Source organism: Streptosporangium sp. NPDC002721, from assembly GCF_042888905.1.
GTDB lineage: Bacteria > Actinomycetota > Actinomycetes > Streptosporangiales > Streptosporangiaceae > Streptosporangium.
The window spans coordinates 331,872-350,490 of record NZ_JBIAQI010000006.1 but is presented as its reverse complement, the minus strand read 5'-3'; the positions used below and the strand labels follow the sequence as shown (position 1 = coordinate 350,490).

General features: G+C 69.8%; 11 protein-coding genes. 2 read left to right on the top strand and 9 right to left on the bottom strand.

Features of this window, described 5'->3' with window-relative positions; all coding sequences use genetic code 11:
* The 4 genes from ACFYWM_RS10710 to ACFYWM_RS10695 all read right to left on the bottom strand — a co-directional run bounded on the left by ACFYWM_RS10710 (nt 1) and on the right by ACFYWM_RS10695 (nt 7,081).
* Nucleotides 1-1,782: a family 43 glycosylhydrolase gene (locus ACFYWM_RS10710; RefSeq protein ID WP_389911892.1), complete on the bottom strand. Its 1,782-nt coding sequence runs from the start codon at nt 1,780-1,782 to the stop codon at nt 1-3.
* A 159-nt stretch (nt 1,783-1,941) separates the two neighbouring features.
* Complete coding sequence (locus ACFYWM_RS10705) at nt 1,942-3,390, bottom strand: non-reducing end alpha-L-arabinofuranosidase family hydrolase (protein ID WP_389911924.1); 1,449 nt, start codon at nt 3,388-3,390, stop codon at nt 1,942-1,944.
* Between the two features lie 82 nt (nt 3,391-3,472).
* Nucleotides 3,473-4,906, bottom strand: a complete 1,434-nt coding sequence (locus tag ACFYWM_RS10700; protein WP_389911889.1) for an endo-1,4-beta-xylanase — start codon at nt 4,904-4,906, stop codon at nt 3,473-3,475.
* A gap of 96 nt (nt 4,907-5,002) precedes the next feature.
* Nucleotides 5,003-7,081: a family 43 glycosylhydrolase gene (locus ACFYWM_RS10695; RefSeq protein WP_389911886.1), complete on the bottom strand. Its 2,079-nt coding sequence runs from the start codon at nt 7,079-7,081 to the stop codon at nt 5,003-5,005.
* Between the two features lie 1,502 nt (nt 7,082-8,583).
* Between ACFYWM_RS10695 and ACFYWM_RS10690 the strand changes: the two genes are divergently transcribed.
* Nucleotides 8,584-9,408, top strand: coding sequence for a CPBP family intramembrane glutamic endopeptidase (locus ACFYWM_RS10690; protein ID WP_389911883.1), 825 nt, complete (start codon nt 8,584-8,586; stop codon nt 9,406-9,408).
* Nucleotides 9,409-9,549: 141 nt separating this feature from the next.
* Complete coding sequence (locus ACFYWM_RS10685; RefSeq protein ID WP_389911880.1) at nt 9,550-10,329, top strand: MerR family transcriptional regulator; 780 nt, start codon at nt 9,550-9,552, stop codon at nt 10,327-10,329.
* Between the two features lie 250 nt (nt 10,330-10,579).
* Here the strand turns inward: ACFYWM_RS10685 and ACFYWM_RS10680 are convergent, their stop codons facing one another.
* From ACFYWM_RS10680 to ACFYWM_RS10660, 5 genes are all read right to left on the bottom strand, one after another.
* On the bottom strand, nt 10,580-13,435 hold the full coding sequence (locus ACFYWM_RS10680; protein ID WP_389911877.1) for a glycoside hydrolase N-terminal domain-containing protein: 2,856 nt from the start codon (nt 13,433-13,435) through the stop codon (nt 10,580-10,582).
* Nucleotides 13,436-13,502: 67 nt separating this feature from the next.
* Nucleotides 13,503-14,534, bottom strand: coding sequence for an ABC transporter permease (locus tag ACFYWM_RS10675; protein WP_389911874.1), 1,032 nt, complete (start codon nt 14,532-14,534; stop codon nt 13,503-13,505).
* Nucleotides 14,518-16,044, bottom strand: coding sequence for a sugar ABC transporter ATP-binding protein (locus ACFYWM_RS10670; RefSeq protein WP_389911871.1), 1,527 nt, complete (start codon nt 16,042-16,044; stop codon nt 14,518-14,520). The genes ACFYWM_RS10675 and ACFYWM_RS10670 overlap by 17 nt, the downstream gene beginning before the upstream one ends.
* Nucleotides 16,034-17,116 (bottom strand): sugar ABC transporter substrate-binding protein, encoded by a 1,083-nt coding sequence (locus ACFYWM_RS10665; RefSeq protein WP_389911868.1) that lies wholly within the window; start codon nt 17,114-17,116, stop codon nt 16,034-16,036. The genes ACFYWM_RS10670 and ACFYWM_RS10665 overlap by 11 nt, the downstream gene beginning before the upstream one ends.
* A 110-nt stretch (nt 17,117-17,226) precedes the next feature.
* Complete coding sequence (locus ACFYWM_RS10660) at nt 17,227-18,612, bottom strand: enolase C-terminal domain-like protein (RefSeq protein ID WP_389911865.1); 1,386 nt, start codon at nt 18,610-18,612, stop codon at nt 17,227-17,229.
* Nucleotides 18,613-18,619 lie beyond the last annotated feature (7 nt).

The following is an 18,619-nucleotide window of genomic DNA, read 5'->3' as shown; positions in this document are numbered from 1 at the left end:
TCACTGGAAGGAGGCGTCGTCGAGGTAGAGGCCGTCGGTGCCGGCGGCGGTCTCGACGTAGAAGGAGGCGTTGGTCAGCGTCCCGGTCCACGAGACCGTCGCGGTGCCGGTGAGCTGGGTCCACCCGTCGGCGTTGACCGTCTGGGCCGGGGTGAGCTGGAGGTAGCTCGTCGTGCCGTTCGCGGTGAGCGTCAGGGTCGCCTTCGCGCTCGGGGTGCCGCTCTGCGAGCGGACCCACACGCTCGTGGCGTAGCTCTTGCCGTTGGTGAGCCGCGCGGTCACGTTCTGGTGCGGGCCCTGCCAGGCCGACGTACGGCCGGAGTTGAGCAGGGAGCGGCTGCCGCCGTGGGCCACGGTGGTGGCGGAGGACAGGGTGCCGCCGGAGCTGGTCCAGTTCGTCGTGCCGTCCTCCATCGTGCCGTTGACCAGCAGGTTCCCGTCGCCGCTGCCGCCGCTCGGGGTGAACTGCCACCAGTTGAGGTTGAACAGGTAGCCGCTGCCGCCGGTGAAGCGGAGGTAGAGGTCGCGGGTGCCGGTGGCGCCGGAGACGGGGCAGGTGACCGAGGTCCAGCTCTGCCAGCCGCCGGTGCCGGGGACGGTGCAGGTGCCCACGAGGGTGCCGGTGGCGCCGCCGAGGCGGGCCTCGATCCGGCCGCCGGTGGTGCCCGAGGCGACCCGGGCGGTGAAGGAGGAGGCTCCGGTGCCGAAGGCGACGCCCTTGATCTTGATGTGGTCGCCGTTCTCGATGAAGCCGACGTTCATGCCGCCCTCGCTGGAAGGTTCGGTCTCGACCCCCGAGGCCCAGGCGACGGTCTCGGCCTCCTGGCGGACGTAGGGGTTGAGGGTGCCGACCTGCGGTGGTCCGGCGGTGGTCATGTTGATGGTCGGGATGGTGCCGTCGGCGTTGTAGGCGAACCTCTCCACGGCCACCGAGCGGGTGTAACCGCTGCCGCCCGGCAGGGCGCCGTTGTGGTAGAAGAAGTACGAGTTCCCGGCGAAGTCGACGATCCCGGCGTGGTTGGTGAAGCTCGCCCCCTGCCTCGGCATGATCGTTCCCCGGTAGGTCCACGGCCCGGTGGCGCTGGGGGCGGTGGAGTAGGCGATGAACTCCGAGCAGCATTCGGCGGCGAACACGTTGTAGTAGAGGCCGTTGCGCTTGAAGACCCACGGCCCCTCCTCGTAGAGGGTGGGGCGGCCGGCGTTGCCGCTGCGCGCGCCGAAGCCCGCGGCCGTGAGAGGGATCTGGGTCGCGCCGCCGGAGAAGGAGATCATGTCGGTGTTGAGCCGGACGTACCACAGGCGGGGGTTGCCCCAGTACAGGTAGGCCTGGCCGTTGTCGTCGATGAACGCGTGCGGGTCGATCTCGCCGTTCTCGACCAGGGGGCGGCCCAGCGCGTCGCGGAAGGGCCCGGTGGGGCTGTCGCCGACCGCGACACCGATGGCCATGCCGCCGGTCGCCCGGTTGCGCACCGGGACGTACCAGTAGAACTTGCCGTTGCGGGGGATGACGTGACCGGCCCAGGCGTTGGCGTCGGCCCAGGCGAAGGTGGCCAGGCTCATCGGGGAGCCGTGGTCGGTCCAGTTGGCCATGTCCGAGGAGGAGTACACCCTCCAGTCGCGCATGGTGAAGTACGTCGAGCCGTCCTCGTCATGGCCGGTGTACACATACACGCGGCCGTTGTGGACGAGCGGCGCCGGGTCGGCGGTGTAGATCGTCTGCACGATCGGGTTGTCCGCCCTGGCCGGGGACGGGAACAGCATGGTCGCAAGAAGCAGGCCCACGGTGCACAGAATCGTGCGCAAAGCAGGTCTCACCTGATCGTCTCCCTCGGACGGATGTTCGACGGGGGGTGGTGGCCCCGGACGTGGCGGGCCGAAGTTCTCACCACGTCCGGGGCGGTTCAGAGGGTGATCAGCGGGGAGCCGGTCCGTGTCATCCGCTCAGCGCTGCAGTGTCAGCAGGCCGGGCCGGTAGGGCAGCAGGCCGTAGTCCACGCCGTTGGAGTTGGGGTTGCGGCCCTGGTAGAGGAGTTGGAGGTTGCAGGGGTCGACGGTCATGGTCTGGTCGGCGTTGGTGCGCAGGAGTTCGCCGTGGCTGATGTCGTTGGTCCAGGTGGCGCCGCTGTTGGCCTTGCCGGCGAAGGGGTTGCTTTCGGTGGTGGCGTTGGGGGTCCAGGTGCCGCCCAGGCTGGTGGCGGTGAAGGAGCGGAAGTAGCGGCCCTGGGAGCCGATGGCTTCGACGATCATGAGGTAGCGGTTCTGGTTGGCCAGTTTGTAGACCTGGACGGCTTCGAAGAGGTTGTTGGTGGTGTCGCTCATGATGACGGTTGAGGTGGAGCCGAAGCTGGCGGGGAAGTTGCCGATGGGCATGCTGGCCCGGTAGATCTTGCCGTTGTCGCCGGCGAAGAACAGGTACATGTTGGTGCTGTCGCCGATGACGGCCTGGTCGATGGGTCCGGTGCCTGATCCGGTGATGCTGCCGGAGAAGAGGGTTTGGGGGGCTGACCAGCCGTTGGGGTTGGTGGGGTCGCTGGAGGTGCGGTAGGAGAAGGCGGGTCCGCCCCATTGGTAGGCGAGGACCCAGATGTTTCGTGGGGCGAAGTAGAACAGGCTGGGGGCCACGGTGCCGGAGGACATGGTGTTCTGGCCGGCCGAGGCCATCTCCGACCAGTTGGTGAAGAGGCTGAAGTTCATCGAGCCCCAGCTGGTGCCGAAGTCGTGGGTGGTGGCGTAGACGAGCTGCCTGCCCTGGTAGGGGGCGACGGTGAAGTCCTTGAGCGAGACCCATCCCGACTTCGGGTTGGCCAGCACACCGGTCGAGCTCCACCGGTACGTCGAGGGAAGGTTGCACGTGCCGGTCGGCGTCGGCGTGGGGGTGGGGGTCGGGTTCGTTCCGCCGACCTGGACGAACTGCCACTGCTGGTTGGCGCCGCCCCAGTCGTCGTACTGGACGATGTTGGCGCCGTCGGCGGTGGAGGCGCCCTGGACCTCCAGGGCCTTGTTGCTGTTGCGGTTGATCAGGTGGACGTGGCCGCCGTCGGAGTCGGCCAGGCGCCACTGCTGGTTGGTGCCGTTGAGGTCGCTCCATTGGACGACGGCGCCGCCGTTGGCGGTGGAGAAGCCGCTGACGTCCAGGACCTTGCCCGAGTGGCGGGACTTGACGCGGTAGTAGCCGCCGCCGGAGTCGACGAACTGCCACTGCTGCTGGTTGCCGTTGTTGCGGGCCCACTGGGTGATGCGGGCGCCGTCATTGGTGGCCAGGTTGTAGACGTCCAGGGCCTTGCCGCTGGTGCGGTTGACCAGGACGTACCAGGCGTTGGTGTCGACGGACGCCGCGTTCGCGCTCGTCGAGCCCAGCGCGACCAGGAGACCGGCCAAGAGCGTGGTCACGGTCGCGATGATCGCCACCGTGTTTCGGCGCGGGCGCCGGGCGTGCGTGATTTCCAAGATGTGCTCCTTGTTCGAGAACCGGTCAACTGACACGGGAGAGCTGCCACTGCTGGTTGGCGCCGCCCCAGTCGTCGTACTGGACGATGTTGGCGCCGTCGGCGGTGGAGGCGCCCTGGACCTCCAGGGCCTTGTTGCTGTTGCGGTTGATCAGGCGGACGTGGCCGCCGTCGGAGTTCGCCAGGCGCCACTGCTGGTTGGTGCCGTTGAGGTCGCTCCATTGGACGACGGCGCCGCCGTTGGCGGTGGAGAAGCCGCTGACGTCCAGGACCTTGCCGGAGAGGCGGGACTTGACGCGGTAGTAGCCGCCGCCGGAGTCGACGAACTGCCACTGCTGCTGGTTGCCGTTGTTGCGGGCCCACTGGGTGATGCGGGCGCCGTCATTGGTGGCCAGGTTGTAGACGTCCAGGGCCTTGCCGCTGGTGCGGTTGACCAGGATGTACCAGGCGTTGGTGTCGACCTGCCCGCCGGAGGTCGGCGTCGGGGTCGGGGTCGGGTTGGTGGAACCGCCGTTGAGGGCGTTGAGCGTGCTGGTGTAGGCGGCCTTCTTGTTGCCCGAGGAGTCGAACAGCAGCGGGTTCTCCCCGGTACGCCAGGAGTCGCTGTCGCGGATGCCCCAGACGGTGATGCCGTTGCACCGGGACACCGCCAGGCACGCCCGGGTCACCGCGGCGTAGATGTTGGCCTGGTTGGAGCCCTGGGCCACGTCGAGCTCGGTGATCTGCACGTCGACGCCGAGGTCGGCGAAGCGCTGGAGGTTGGCCTGGTAGTCACCGGAGACGGAGCCGCCCAGGTGTGACTGGAAGCCCACGCAGTCGATCGGCACGCCGCGCGACTTGAAGTCGCGCACCATGTTGTAGATGCCGGTGCTCTTGGCGTTGATCCCGTCGGTGTTGTAGTCGTTGTAGCAGAGCTTGGCGCCCGGGTCGGCGGCGCGGGCGGCGCGGAAGGCGACCTCGATCCAGTCGTTGCCGGTGCGCTGCAGGTTGGAGTCACGCCGCCCGCCGCTGCCGCCGTCGGCGAACGCCTCGTTCACGACGTCCCAGGAGTCGATCTTGCCGCGGAAGTAGGTGGCGACCTGGGTGACGTGGTTGATCGCGGCATTGCGCAGGTCGGAGCCGGACAGGCCCTGGGCCCAGCCGGGCTGCTGGCCGTGCCAGAGCAGGGTGTGGCCGCGGACCTTCATGCCCTGTCCCAGGGCGTGGTTCACGATCCGGTTGGCGCTGGTGTAGTTGAAGCTGCCGCGCTGGGGTTCGGTGGAACTCCACTTCATCTCGTTCTCGGCGGTGACCGAGTTGAACTCGCGGTTCAGGATGTTGACGTAGGTGGAGTCGCCGAGCCGGCCCGCGGCGACGGCGGCGCCGAAGTAGCGGCCGCCTCTCTCGGCCGCCGACGCGCCGAGCGTGGAGGCGGCGTCCGCCGGAGCGGAGATCGCCGCCGACACGCCGATGGCGATCACGCCGGCGCTCAGGAGGGACAGGAATCTCCGTAGCCGGGTGCGCCCGGAGGACCGGGCCGAACGGTTTGGGGGGTTCATAACGTAATACCTCTCGGTTTACGGGGTGGTGAGGTCGAACCGGTTCACGGTCACCGCTCCGCCGAGGGCCTGGGTGGCGTGGTTGAAGATCCCGAAGCGGTATCCCATGAAGAACTGCCAGGCGTTGTTCAACGTGAAGGCCGGTCCGAGCGTGGTGAAGTTCACGCCGTCGGTGCTGTAGGAGAACCGGGCCTGCCTGCCGGAACCCGGCCGGATGTCGGCGTTCACCCGCAACCAGATCTTGCCGCCCGAGATGTTCGCGCTCGCCGCCTCGGTGCCGGTGCCCGTGGTGGCCCAGCTGCTGTTCATGGTCAGGCCGTTGGTCATCACGACCCGGTTGACGCCGTTGTCGCGTTTGACGCCGATCCACGCCGACTGATCCCGGAGCATCGCCAGCCCGGACCGGTCGCCGTTGGCCATCGCCGAGTAGTCGAGCTCGATCGTCGCGGTCGACGACGGGCCCTGGATCCGGTGGGTCAGGGTGTTGCGGGCGTTGTAGAGGTCGCCTGTGACGGTCGCGGTCTGCAGGCGCAGGCCGTTGCCGGTGGAGAAGCGGCTGGTGTCGGGGTTGTGGTTCCACTCCCACCGGTGGCCGAGGCTGCCCGAGGTGAAGGTGTCCGGGCCGATCATCGACGCGACGGTCTTGGTGGTCTGGATGTTCGGCTTCGGGTAGTTGACGCCCCAGCCGCCGTTGACCGTCTGGATGGTCGGCCAGCCGTCGCCGGTCCAGGTGATCGGCGCCAGCGCCGGGACCCGGCCGCCGGGGTAGGCGTCGACGAACGACATGTAGTACCAGGCGCCGTTCTGCGTCTGGACCAGGCCGCCCTGGTGGGGCACGCCGCCGCCGGAGATCGGGCCGGGCATGTTCAGCAGGACCTGGCGCATCTCGTACGGGCCGAACGGGCTGCTGGAACGCAGGACGTACTGGCCGTTGGCCGGGCGGGTGAGCCAGATGTAGTAGTAGCCGTTGCGCTTGTAGAAGCGGGCGCCCTCGAGGGTGCCGACGCTGGAGGGCGTCTGGAACACCTGCTGGGAGCGCACCTGGCTGAGCCCGTCGGCCGAGAGCTGGGCGACGCTGATGGTGCCGTTGCCGTAGGCGACGTACATGGTGTCGTTGTCGTCGACGAGCAGGCCGGCGTCGTAGTAGCAGTTGTTGATCCGGGCGCGCTTGGTCCAGGTGCCGTCCACGGCGGAGGCGGTGTAGACGTAGGTGCGGTTGAACTCGGTGCAGCCCATCCAGTAATAGGTGCTGTTGCTGGGCCGGTAGTTCAGGGTGGAGGCCCAGATGCCCTTCACGTAGGCCCGGCCGCCGTTGAGGTCGTAGGCGTTGGACTCGAAGTCCAGGCGCGGGACCGAGTGGCCCGCGTACTCCCAGTCGACCAGGTTGTAGGAGCGCAGGATCGGCGCGCCGGGGGAGTAGTGCATCGTCGAGGCCGAGTAGTAGTAGGCGTCGCCGACCCGGATGATGTCGCCGTCGGCGAAGTCCTGCCAGACCACCGGGTTGGTGTAGTTGCCGCCCGGGGTCGGCGTGGGGGTGGGGGTCGGGTTCGTTCCGCCGACCTGGACGAACTGCCACTGCTGGTTGGCGCCGCCCCAGTCGTCGTACTGGACGATGTTGGCGCCGTCGGCGGTGGAGGCGCCCTGGACCTCCAGGGCCTTGTTGCTGTTGCGGTTGATCAGGCGGACGTGGCCGCCGTCGGAGTCGGCCAGGCGCCACTGCTGGTTGGTGCCGTTGAGGTCGCTCCATTGGACGACGGCGCCGCCGTTGGCGGTGGAGAAGCCGCTGACGTCCAGCACCTTGCCCGAGTGGCGGGACTTGACGCGGTAGTAGCCGCCGCCGGAGTCGACGAACTGCCACTGCTGCTGGTTGCCGTTGTTGCGGGTCCACTGGGTGATGCGGGCGCCGTCGTTGGTGGCCAGGTTGTAGACGTCCAGGGCCTTGCCGCTGGTGCGGTTGACCAGGACATACCAGGCGTTGGTGTCGACGGTCGCCGCGGTCGCGGAGGAGGTGGCGAGGGTGAGCATCGCGCCGGTGAGCACGATCGACGTTATTGCGGCGATCAACACGCGCAGGCGATTTCGCCTGGTAGGACGCATGATTCTCCTTTCAGGAACTTGTTAGCGCTAACACGGCGATCATGAAGTTACTCGGGAGGTGGTGTCCTGCCGGTTCCCGGCGCTCGACGAGGTGCTGATCGGGTCGACGCGCGACACGCGATCGTCGTCACGAGGACGGTCGGCCGCCGATGCGGCGAGGGGCCGGCGGCCGTTCCGTGACGGGTGGGCGTCCGGGGAGGGGATGCGTCCGACGCTTCCGGGCCGCTCAGGGGCCGGACGTCGGCCGCCACAGGTTGTTACCGCTAACATTTCGGGTTCCGGATATCCATGGCCTGCTCCTGGGGGGTGGTGTCGGAGTACATCCGACCGGTCGGGCGGCGTCAACGAGCCGCGATCCTCGCTGATTCGGGCGTCGCCGTCGATACGCTTTCCTGCCTGGACATTCGCCGGGAAGGAGATCACCCGACGAAGCCCGCGAAAGTGAAAGTTTCATAGAAGTTACGACTTGGCAACCATAAGTTTCGGACCAAACCGCGCCAACTTTCGTGACCTGGCTGTCAGATGTGGCGATTCCTCTTCCGATCTGCTTCCGACACTCGTCGGGCCGACGGCAGAAGTGCCCCTGGGAGGGAAGTTCCCGCGGCGGCCGTGAGCGGCGGAACGATCGTGATCGGTACCGTGGGGCTTCCCGGTGCGACCGCGAGCGCAGGGCTCCTGCCACCGGCTCGGCACCGTTCGCCGGTCGAGGCGGGCGCCACGACGGCCGTCATGGTGATCCATTCGATCCGGGAGGCCGCCCCGGCGAACGCGCGTCGAACCGGGGCGCGAGCGCGTCGTCCGCGAAAGTGCTACCGCCTCAGGAGGATTCGAAACATTTCCTGGATATCACATAAGTTTCTGACGCGAATGATTGACAGCGTTCATGCCGTGGGCCTACCGTTGATCACGGTGTGTTAACGCAAACAGTCACGTTGAAAACGACTTCTGCCGCCTTCCGGTCGCCGTGCCGACCGCGAGCGGTGCCGGCCGCGACGAGCTCCAGGAGATGGCCGACGCCGCCCTGCGCAACCGGCCGCTCTCCTGGGAGTCGCCCGGCGTTCGTCCTCGCGGGCGACCGCTCGCCGTGACGGCCGGTTCCCGGAAACGGTCCCTCGCCGGAGCGCGATCGTCGCGAGGCCGGAAGGGCCCCGGCGGGCCTCGGGCCGGTTCGCGCGACCCGTTCTCACCCGGAAGCGGGATCGATCCCCAGCTGGGAGTCGCATCGGGCGAAATCCGGACCCGTGGCCGCCCCTTGCGGCGCGCCGGTGTCCGACGCCGACGAAATCGAGCGCCACCCGCGCTCTCGACGACTTAAGTGTGCCCCCAGGGCAGGGTGTTCACTCGTGGGCGAATGCACCGATTCGAGCCCAAAAAGGAACTTTTCGATGGATATCCCAGGAACCGATGATCCTCGAGACGAGACGTCTCGTCCGGGCTCTCTGGCGCGGGAGCGGTCCCGGCCGGCCGTCGACGGCTCCCGGCCGTTCGGCGCCCACCTCCGCATGAGCTGGTGGAAGCCGCTCGTGGTCATCGTCGTGCCGTCGCTGGTGATGGTGGTCCTGCAGGTTCTGTTCTACCAGGTCGTCGGCGTCATCGAGGGCAGCGACGACCCGCTGGCGGCCACCGTCACGCCGTTGAAGTTCCTGGCCGTCAACCTGAGCGTGGGCGCGACGGGCGTGCTGGCGATCCTGCTCCTGGCGTGGACGGCCAGGGTGCCGTGGCGCAGCCTGATCAGCTGGCCGCGAGCGTTCGACGCACGTCGTCTGGCGCGGTACCTGGCGGGCGCGGCTCTGCTGCTGGGCGCCGGGGTCGGTGTGGTGGCGCTGGTCGCACCCGACGCTCCGGGCTGGACCGCCTTCGGTTTCACCGCCACGACGGCCGTCGTGCTGGTGATCATGGTCCTGACGACTCCGCTCCAGGCCGCCGGTGAGGAGTTGATGTTCCGAAGCGCCATGCTGCCCGCCGCCGCGTCCTGGGTGCGCGCGGTTCGCCCGGCGCTGGCCGTCGGGCTCGTGGTCTCCAGCCTGGCCTTCGCGGTGATGCACGGGTCGACCGACCCCTGGCTGTTCGGATATTATGCCGTATTCGGCTTTTGTGCCGGGTTGATGGCGATCATCAGCCGCGGCATCGAGGCACCGGTCGCGTTCCACATCGCCAACAACCTCCTGGCGACAACGGTCAACACGTTGATGGCCGACGGCGAGGCCTTCCCCCTCGACCGGTCCACCGACACCGGCGACGCGTCCCTGCTGATCCTCGTCGTCGTCGACATCGGCATGGTCGTGTTCGTCTGGCTGCGCGAGCGGCGGGCGCGGGCCGCGAGCTAGTGCCGTCGCGGGCGTCGGGCAGGCCGAAGCACGCGACGACGAGGAGCGGGGGAGCATCGGTGGATCGCCCCCGCTTCGACGCCGGCATCCACCGAGAGGCGCCGCCGGACGTGCGGTGCCGCATGAGGAGGTGAGGAACCCATGACCTGGAGCACGCGTGAGATAGCCGAGCTGTCGGGAAGCACGGTGAAGGCGGTGCGCTACTACCACGAGATCGGTTTGCTCGACGAGCCCGACCGGGAGCCCAACGGCTACAAGCGGTACGAGGTCCACCACCTGACGCGACTTCTGCAGATCAAGAGACTGACCGGGCTGGGCGTGCCACTCGCCCAGGTGGCGGCGATGGAGACGGGCACCGACGGTCGCGCCTCGATCTTCCGGACCATCGACGCCGAGCTCGAGGCGACGGTGGAGCGGCTCCAGAACATCCGGCAGGAGCTTGCCGTGTTGTCCCGGCCGGGCGCGTCACTGGACGTGCCGACCGGGTTCGGCGGCGTCGCGGAGCATCTGCGCGACAACGATCGCGCACTCATCATGATCTATTCCCAGCTGTTCTCGGACGAGTCGATGGACGCGGTGCGGCGGACCCTGGAGGCGCATCCCAACCCCGAACTCGACGAGGAGTTCCGCGACCTTCCCGAGGACGCCGACGAGACCACACGGCAGGCCGTCGCCGAGCAGATCGCGCCGTTCATCGACGCGACCGCCGATCACGCGGTCACGTTGGAGCCCAAGGACTCCACGCCGCACAGGGCGGAAGCGGCCCGAAGCGCCGTCGGCCACGCCCTCCACGCCCTTTACAACCGCGCTCAGGTCGACGTGCTGCGCCGGGCGAACCTGATCAGCAAGGCCGGCGGCGCGCGCCCGGCACGTGATCGACATGACCCGGTGCCGATCGAGAGCGACGGCCACCCGTCGTAACGAACTCGGGAGCGTCCGCCGTTCTCACCTGCCGCGCGCAAGGGGGACACGGCCTGAAACCCGCCGGTCGCATCGCGCCGCGGAGTTCGGCGAGCGTCCGCCCGGACGACCTCGGCGGTCGGCACCGAGCCCCGATCGAGTTCGGGAATCAGCCCGCCCGACCCGCGAGAAGCCCGGTGGCGGCCCCGCCGCGACCGGTGGCCGGTCGCGGCGGGGCACACACGGATCGGGCCCGAGCGGGTGCCGGCCGTCACACGCCCGTGATCGTCCATTGGTTGTTGGTGTTGGTGTTCGGCGCCCACATGGCGACGTTGGAGCCGGCGGTGCCGTTGCCCATGCCGTCCAGGGCCGTGCCGGTGCCGCGGTTGATGATCTGGTTGCGGCCGTTGCCCACGCTGTTGAGGCGCCACTGCTGGTTGTTGGTGCCGCTCCAGGCCGCCTGCCGGGCGACGGCGCCGTTGGCGGTGTTGCCCCAGCTGTCGATGACCATGCCGTTGGTGCGGTTGACGATGCGGTACCAGCCGCCGCCCAGGTCGACGAGCTGCCACTGCAGGTTGGTGCTGCCGTCGTTGTTCCACTGCTTGAGGTTCGACCCGGAGGCGACGTTGCCGCCGCTGTCCAGGACCAGGCCGGTGGTCCCGTTGGCGATCCGCACGTAGGTGGGCTGCGGCGCGCCGGTCCCGGTCAGGCGGTATGTGCGGCCCGCCTGGCCGGTCAGCGCGATGACGTCGGACTCGGGTTTGGTGACGGTGACGGCGGCGCCGCTGCCGGTGTCGACCACCTGGTGGGTGCCGGTGAAGATCCGGTTGCGGACGTTGACGGTCCCGTCGCGGTCGAACCTGACGAGGATCTCGGTGGCCGCACCGGAGCTCCACGTCGTGTCCACGGTGTAGCCGCCACGCCCCCGCAGGCCCTGCACCTTCCCGGCCGGCCAGGCGGACGGCAGCGCCGGCAGCACGTGCAGCTCGCCGTTGTGGCTCTGCAGGAGCATCTCCGCGATGCCGGAGGTGGCGCCGAAGTTGCCGTCGATCTGGAACGGCGGGTGCAGGTCGAACATGTTCGGCGCGAGCCGGGCCGTCGTCACCAGGAGGCGGATCAGGGTGTGCGCGCGGGCGCCCTCCTCCATCCGCGCCCAGTAGTTGATCTTCCAGGCGAGCGACCAGCCGGTCCCGTCGTCGCCGCGCAGCTCCAGGGTGCGCCGCGCGGCGTTGTACAGCGCCGGGGTGCCGCGCTTGGTGATCTGGTTGCTGGGGTGCAGGCCGTACAGGTGGGAGACGTGCCGGTGGGCGGGCTCGGTCTCGATCCAGTCGTACAGCCACTCCTGGATGTTGCCGCGCGAGCCGGTCTTCATCGGGGGGAGCCGGTCCCGGGCGGACAGGACCCGGGTTCGGAAGTCGGAGTCGACACCGAGCGCCTGGCCGGCCTTGGCGCAGCCGTTGAACAGGTCGCGCAGGATCTGGTTGTCCATCGTGGGGCCGGCGCAGACGCTGACGCCGCTGTGGTGGGCCAGTTCCGGGGAGTTCGACGGGTTCGTGACCAGGAACCCGAGGCTCGGTTCCTGCACGAGGGTGTCGAGGAAGAACTGCGCGGCGCCCTTCATCGCCGGGTAGTACCGCTGGAGGAAGGCGAGGTCGCCGGTGAAGGTGTAGTGCTCCCAGATCAGGGTGGCCAGCCACGCGCCGCCGGTCTGCCACATGCCCCAGAACGCGCCGTCGACGACGGAGGTGGCCCGCCACGCGTCGGTGTTGTGGTGGGCCACCCAGCCGCCCGCGTTGTACTGGACCTGGGCCGTACGGGCGCCGGTGACCGCCAGATCGTTGATCATCGCGAAGACCGGCTCGAAGCACTCCGACAGGTTCGTCGTGTCGGCGGGCCAGTAGTTCATCGGCAGGTTGGCGTTGATGGTGTACTTCGAGTCCCAGGCCGGCGCCAGCGAGTCGTTCCAGATGCCCTGCAGGTTGGCCGGCTGGGTGCCGGGCCGGGAGGAGGAGATCAGCAGGTAGCGGCCGTACTGGAAGAGCAGCACCGAGAACTGCGGGTCGTTGACGCTGTTGTGCTGCGCGATCCGCACGTCGGTCGGCTGGTCGGCCGCCGAGGTGCGGCCGAGCTCCAGCGTCGTGCGCCCGAACAGCCGCTGGTAGTCGGCGACGTGCCGGGAGCGCAGGTCGGCGAAGCTCCTGGCCACGGCGGCGTTGAGGTGCTGGCGCGCGATGCCCTGGTAGTCGCCGCCGACGTCGCGGAAGTTGCGGTAGCTGGAGCCGATGGAGATCAGCACCGTCACGCTGGTCGCGCCCGTCACCTGCAGCGTGCCGTTCGAGCTGCTGACGCTGCCGCCCTCGACGACGGCCCGGGCCAGGCCCAGGAACCGGACCGCGCCGGTCTTGCCCTCCATGTTGCCCGAGACGCCGCTGAGCGCCACCGTCGCGCCGTCCGGGCTGGACCGCGTCGTCTGCTGGGGGCTGTCGAACGTCGCGGAGAACGAGATCGAGCCGGCCCTGTCGGCGGTCAGGCGCATCACGATCACCTGGTCCGGCGCGCTCGCGAACGTCTCGCGCTGGTGGCGCACGCCGTTCTTCAGGTACGACACCGTCGTGGTGGCCGTGGTGAGGTCCAGGTAGCGGTTGTACTCCGAGACCCCGGAGGTGTCGCCGAACGCGAGCCGCAGGTTGCCGACGGTCTGGTAGGCCAGCTGGCCCGCGGGGCTGCCGAGCATGTTCTGGTCGATCAGGGTCTGGGCCTGGCTCCACTGGTTCTGGAAGACCAGCTGCCGGATCTGGCCGAGCGCCCCCGCGCCCCGGGTGTTGCTCTGGTCGTACGGCCCGCCGGCCCAGACGGTGTCCTCGTTGAGCTGCAGCCGCTCGGTGTCGACGTTGCCGAACACCATGGCGCCCAGGCGGCCGTTGCCGATCGGCAGGGCGCGCAGCCAGTCGGTGCCGGAGCTCTCGTCGTACCACAGGGCCAGGTCGCCGGCGGCGGCCACCGCCGCGGGGGGCGCCGAGGCGGCTCTGGCGGCCGCGGTCCACTGCAGGGGTAACAGCATGGAGCCGGCTCCGGCCGCCCCGAGCTGCATCAGTCGCCTGCGGGTCAGATGGTTCTCGTCGGACATGGTCGTTCCAATCGGTTGGGGGGTGTGACACGAGGAACGGGTGTTCGGAGGAGACGTTCGGAACGGGTTATTCCTGGACTTTTCCTCCGGTGAGGCGGGACAGGACGAGGGCGATGAGGATGATGGCGCCGTTGAGGGCCTGGATCCACTGGGCGGGCACGCCGGCCAGGGTGAGGACGTTCTGGATCATGTAGAGGAGCAGGATGCCGGTGAACGCGCCGAACATGGTGCCCTTGCCGCCGTTGAGGCTGACGCCTCCGATGACGGCCGCGGCGAACACGGTGAAGATGGCGCCGTCGCCCTGGGCGGCGGCCACCGAGGCGAGGCGCCCCGACAGCAGCAGGCCCCCGAGGGCGGCGAGCAGGCTCGCGCCCACCAGGGCGGTCCACAGCACCCGGCCGGTGCGGATGCCGGCGGCCCTGGCCGCGTCCACGTTGCCGCCGATGGCGTACAGGGCGCGGCCGTAGCGGGTGAAGCCGAGCAGCACGATGCCGGCGGCGAACAGCAGCAGGCACAGCCAGATCGAGGCGGGCACGCCGAACCACAGGGCCGAGCCGAGATAGAGCATCGACGGCGGCAGGTTGAAGAAGGTCTGGCCGCCGGAGACGCCGGTGAGCAGGCCGCGCAGCACGATCAGCATGCCGAGGGTGACGATGAAGCCGTTGAGCCCGAACCGCACGATCAGCAGCGCGTTGACCACGCCGATCAGCGCGCCGACGGCCAGGGTGACCGGGATCGACCAGGCTCCCGGCAGCAGGCCCAGCCCGGCGCCCGAGCCGACGGCGACGGTGAGCCAGGCGGCCACGCCCGGCGCGAGGCCGAACGTCGACTCCAGCGAGAGGTCCATCTTCCCGGCGACCAGGACGATCGTCTGTGCCATCACCAGCAGCGACATCTCCGACATGGTCTGCAGGATGTTGATCAGGTTGTCGCCCTGCAGGAAGATCGGGTGGACGATCTGGCCGACGATCGCGATCACGATGATCGCGGGGACCAGCGCGAGGTCGCGCAGCCGGGCCAGCCGCACCCGTGGCCGCTCCCGCTCCGGGGCGGCGCTCTCCGCGGCGGGCGTGAGCGTTCTCTCAGGCGTCGAGGGCATCGAGCCGGACTCCTTCCATGGCCGCCACCACGTCGTGGTCGTGCCACCCGGCGGCCATCTCCGCGACGAGACGGCCCTGGAACATCACCAGCAGCCGGTCGCACAGTCGCAGGTCGTCGAGCTCGTCGGAGGCGATCAGCACGCCGCTTCCCCTGGCGGCGGTCTCCTCGACCTTGCCGAGCAGGAACTCCTTGGACCTCACGTCCACCCCGGCGGTGGGGGTGATCAGCACGAGCAGCCGGGGGTCGGAGGCCAGCGCCCTGGCCATGACGACCTTCTGCTGGTTGCCTCCGGACAGGCCCGTCACGGGCAGGCCGGGGCCGGGGGTCTTGATCGCCAGTTTGGTGATCAGGGTCCTGGCCAGCCGGTCCCGCCGGCGGCCGTTGATCAGGCCGGCCTCGCCGAGCCGTTCGGGGACGGTCATGGTGGCGTTGTCGGCGATCGACATCATCGGGACGAACCCCTGGTGGTGGCGGTCGCGGGGGACGAAGCCGACCCCGGCGGCGAGCGCGTCGGGCACGCTGCCGGGACGGGGGTGGCGGCCGGCGACCTCGATCGCGCCCGAATCGGCCGCGCGCAGCCCGGCGACGGTCTCGGCCAGCTCGGTCCGGCCGCTGGCGGCCGCGCCCGCCAGGCCGACGATCTCGCCGGCCCGCACGTCGAGGTCGATCTCCCGGTAGGCGTCGCCGTAGGACAGGTCGCGCACGCCGAGCACCGGGCCGGCGTCGGCGGGCACGGACGCCCGGGAGAACGCGGAGGCCAGGCCGGTGGCCTCTCCCGTCATCGCCGCCACCAGCTCGGCGTGCGTCAGGTCGGCCACCGCGGTGGTCAGGATGTGCCGGGCGTCGCGGAAGACCGTGACCGTGTCGCAGATCTCGTAGATCTCCCGCAGGTGGTGGCTGATGAACAGGAAGGTCACCCCCTGCTCCTGCAGGGCTCGGATGCGGGTGAACAGCCGGGCGATGGCGGCGGCGTCGAGCTGGGCGGTCGGCTCGTCGAGGATGATGAACCGGGCGCCGAAGGACAGCGCGCGGGCGATCTCCACGAACTGCCGCCGCTCGACGTCCAGCTCGCCGGCCGGCAGGCGTACGTCGACGTCCACCGACCACTCGGCGAGCAGCGTGGCCGCCTTGCGCCGCAGCGCGCCCCAGCTGATCAGACCGAACCGGTTCAGGTCGTGGCGGTGCAGGTAGAGGTTCTCCGCCACGGTCAGCTCGGGGATGATCGTGGACTTCTGGTAGACGCAGGCCACCCGCCGCCGCCAGGCGTCGCGGTCGGCGAGGCGCGGGGCGGCCTCGCCTCCGAAGCGCACCTCGCCCTCGTCGGGGGGCTGCAGCCCGGTGAGGATCGAGACCAGGGTGGACTTCCCGGCCCCGTTGCGGCCGACCAGGGCGTGGGTGCGGCCGGGCATGACCTGGATTCCGGCGCGGTCCAGCGCGACGGTCTCGCCGTACCTCTTGGTGACGCCCACCGCCTCGACCACGGGGGTGGGCGCCGGGTCAGCCGCCAAGGCTGTTGCCCCACAGCGAGGTGTCGTCGGGCTTGACGCTCGGGACGTCGCCGTAGGTGCCGCCGTCGGCGGTGACCAGGGGCGCGGAGAGCTGGTCCTCCAGCAGGCCGGGGCGCACCTGGACGATGGTGCTGTCGTGGTCGGTCGCGCCGGGCTTGAACGTCTTCCCGTCGATGGCGGCCTTGGTGTACTCCAGCGCGTACTTGGCGTACTGGTCGGCCGGTTGCGAGACGGTGGCGTCGATGTTGCCCGCGGCGATCTCCTTCAGCTCCTGGGGGATGCCGTCGTTGGAGATGACGAAGACGTGCTCGGGGTCGGACGGGGGGACCAGCAGCCCGCGCTGCTTGAGCACCTGGAGGGTGCCCGACAGGGCGAAGCTCGACTGCATGTAGACGCCCTTGATGTCGGGGTTGGCGGTGAGCTGCGTCTGGAGCTTCTGCGAGGCGACGGCGCCGTCCCAGTTGGTGGCCTCGCCGAACACCGTGATGCCGGGGTAGCCGGCCTTCATGCACTCGTTGAACGCCTCGGTGCGGTCGCGGCCGTTGATGGAGGCCAGGTCGCCCTGGAGCATGATGACCTTGCCCTTGCCGGACAGCTTCTCGCCGAGGAACTTGCACGCCTTCTCCCCGTAGGCCCGGTTGTCGGCGCGCACCACCATGTAGGCCTCGCCCTGCTCGGGGCGGGTGTCGACCATGACGACGGGGATCTTCTTGGCGGTGAGCTGCTGGAGGGTGGGGGCCACGGCGGCGGTGTCCTGCGGCGCCAGCACGAGGCCCTTGACGCCCTGGCTGACGAGGCTCTGCACGTTGGCGGTGAGCTTGGAGATGTCGTTCTGGGAGTTGGTGGTCTTCAGCTCCAGGCCGTTCTCGGCGCCGAACCGGGGGACGTACTTGATGAAGGAGTTCCAGAAGTCGGTGTCGGAGCGGGGGTAGTCCACCCCGACGACCGGCTTGCCGCCCTCGGGGGCGGCCGCCGTGCCGCCGCTCGTGCCGCCGCCGGTGTCGCCCCCGCAGGCGCCGGTCAGGCCGGCCGCCAGGGCGGCGGCCGCTCCCAGGGCGAGTCCTCGTCTCATGGTCGTTCCTTTCCTGTGCTGGGTCGCGGCGGAAGGCGGTGTGTGCCGCCGTCCACGGCCGGGCCGGTGACGAGCGTCTTCGACGGCCCCGAGCCCGTCGAGGACGCTCCTCACCTCACCCCTCCCGCGTCGGCGGCGGTGCCGTCGGCCGTGCTGCCGGCCGTGCTGCCGGCCGTGCTGCCGGCCGTGCTGCCGGCCGTGTCGGTGGCCCACCGGGGGCCGTGCGGGTAGGCGTACTCGGCGCGCGAGGCCGGACGCATCTCGGCGCCTCCGCCCGGTTCGAGGGGAGCGGCGTACCGGCCGTCCGTGATCACCACCGGGTCGGTGAAGTGCTCGTGCAGGTGGTCGATGTACTCGATGACGCGGTCCTCGGTGGTGCCGCTGACGGCCACGTAGTCGAACATCGCCAGGTGCTGGACCATCTCGCACAGGCCGACGCCGCCCGCGTGCGGGCACACCGGCACCCCGAACTTGGCGGCCAGCAGCAGGATGGCGATGTTCTCGTTGACCCCGGCGACCCTGGCCGCGTCGAGCTGCAGGACGTCGATCGCGCCCGCCTGCAGGAACTGCTTGAACATCACCCGGTTGTGGGCGTGCTCGCCGGTGGCGACCTTGACGGGCGCGACCCGCTTCCGGATGGCGGCGTGGCCGAGCACGTCGTCGGGGGAGGTGGGCTCCTCGATCCAGTACAGGTCGAACTCGGCGAGCGGGGCCAGGCGTTCGATCGCCTGGCCGACGTCCCACGCCTGGTTGGCGTCCACGGCGATGCGCACGTCGGGGCCGACCGCCTCGCGGGCCAGCCGCACGCGCCGCGCGTCCTCGGCCGGATCGGCGCCGACCTTCAGTTTGATGAGGCGGAACCCGTCGGCGACCGCCTCCTTGGCCAGCCGGACCAGCTTGTCGTCGGTGTAGCCGAGCCAGCCGGGGGTGGTGGTGTAGGCCGGGTAGCCCTCGGCGAGCAGGCGCGCGCGGCGCCCGTCGCGGCCCGGCTCGGCGTCGCGCAGGATGGCCAGCGCCTCCTCCCGGGTGAGCGCGTCCTCCAGGTAGCGGAAGTCGACGACGTCGACGATCTCCTCCGGCGACAGTTCCGACAGCAGCCGCCACAGCGGCTTGCCCGCCCCGCGCGCGCGAAGGTCCCACAGGGCGTTGAGCACGGCCCCCGCCGCCATGTGGATGACGCCCTTCTCCGGGCCGAGCCAGCGCAGCTGGCTGTCGCCGGTGAGCCGGCGCGACACCCCGCCGAGGTCGCCGAGCACCTCGGCCACCGGCCGTCCGACGACCAGCGGCGCCAGCGACCGTACGGCGGCGACGGCGATCTCGTTGCCGCGCCCGACGGTGAAGGCGAGCGCGTGCCCCTCCCGCCCGCCGCCGGTCCGCACGACCACGTAGGCGGCGGAGTAGTCGGGCTCGGGGTTCATGGCGTCGGAACCGTCGAGGTACCGGGAGGTGGGGAACCGGATGTCGTGGGCCTCGACCGCGGTGATCAGTTCCGTCACGGCGACC

Excerpts from the sequence above, each read along its gene's own strand:
- ACFYWM_RS10680 (WP_389911877.1), bottom strand. The coding sequence starts at position 13,435 with ATGTCCGACGAGAACCATCTGACCCGCAGGCGACTGATGCAGCTCGGG.
- ACFYWM_RS10685 (WP_389911880.1), top strand. The coding sequence starts at position 9,550 with ATGACCTGGAGCACGCGTGAGATAGCCGAGCTGTCGGGAAGCACGGTG.
- ACFYWM_RS10690 (WP_389911883.1), top strand. The coding sequence starts at position 8,584 with ATGAGCTGGTGGAAGCCGCTCGTGGTCATCGTCGTGCCGTCGCTGGTG.
- ACFYWM_RS10695 (WP_389911886.1), bottom strand. The coding sequence starts at position 7,081 with ATGCGTCCTACCAGGCGAAATCGCCTGCGCGTGTTGATCGCCGCAATA.
- ACFYWM_RS10675 (WP_389911874.1), bottom strand. The coding sequence starts at position 14,534 with ATGCCCTCGACGCCTGAGAGAACGCTCACGCCCGCCGCGGAGAGCGCC.
- ACFYWM_RS10665 (WP_389911868.1), bottom strand. The coding sequence starts at position 17,116 with ATGAGACGAGGACTCGCCCTGGGAGCGGCCGCCGCCCTGGCGGCCGGC.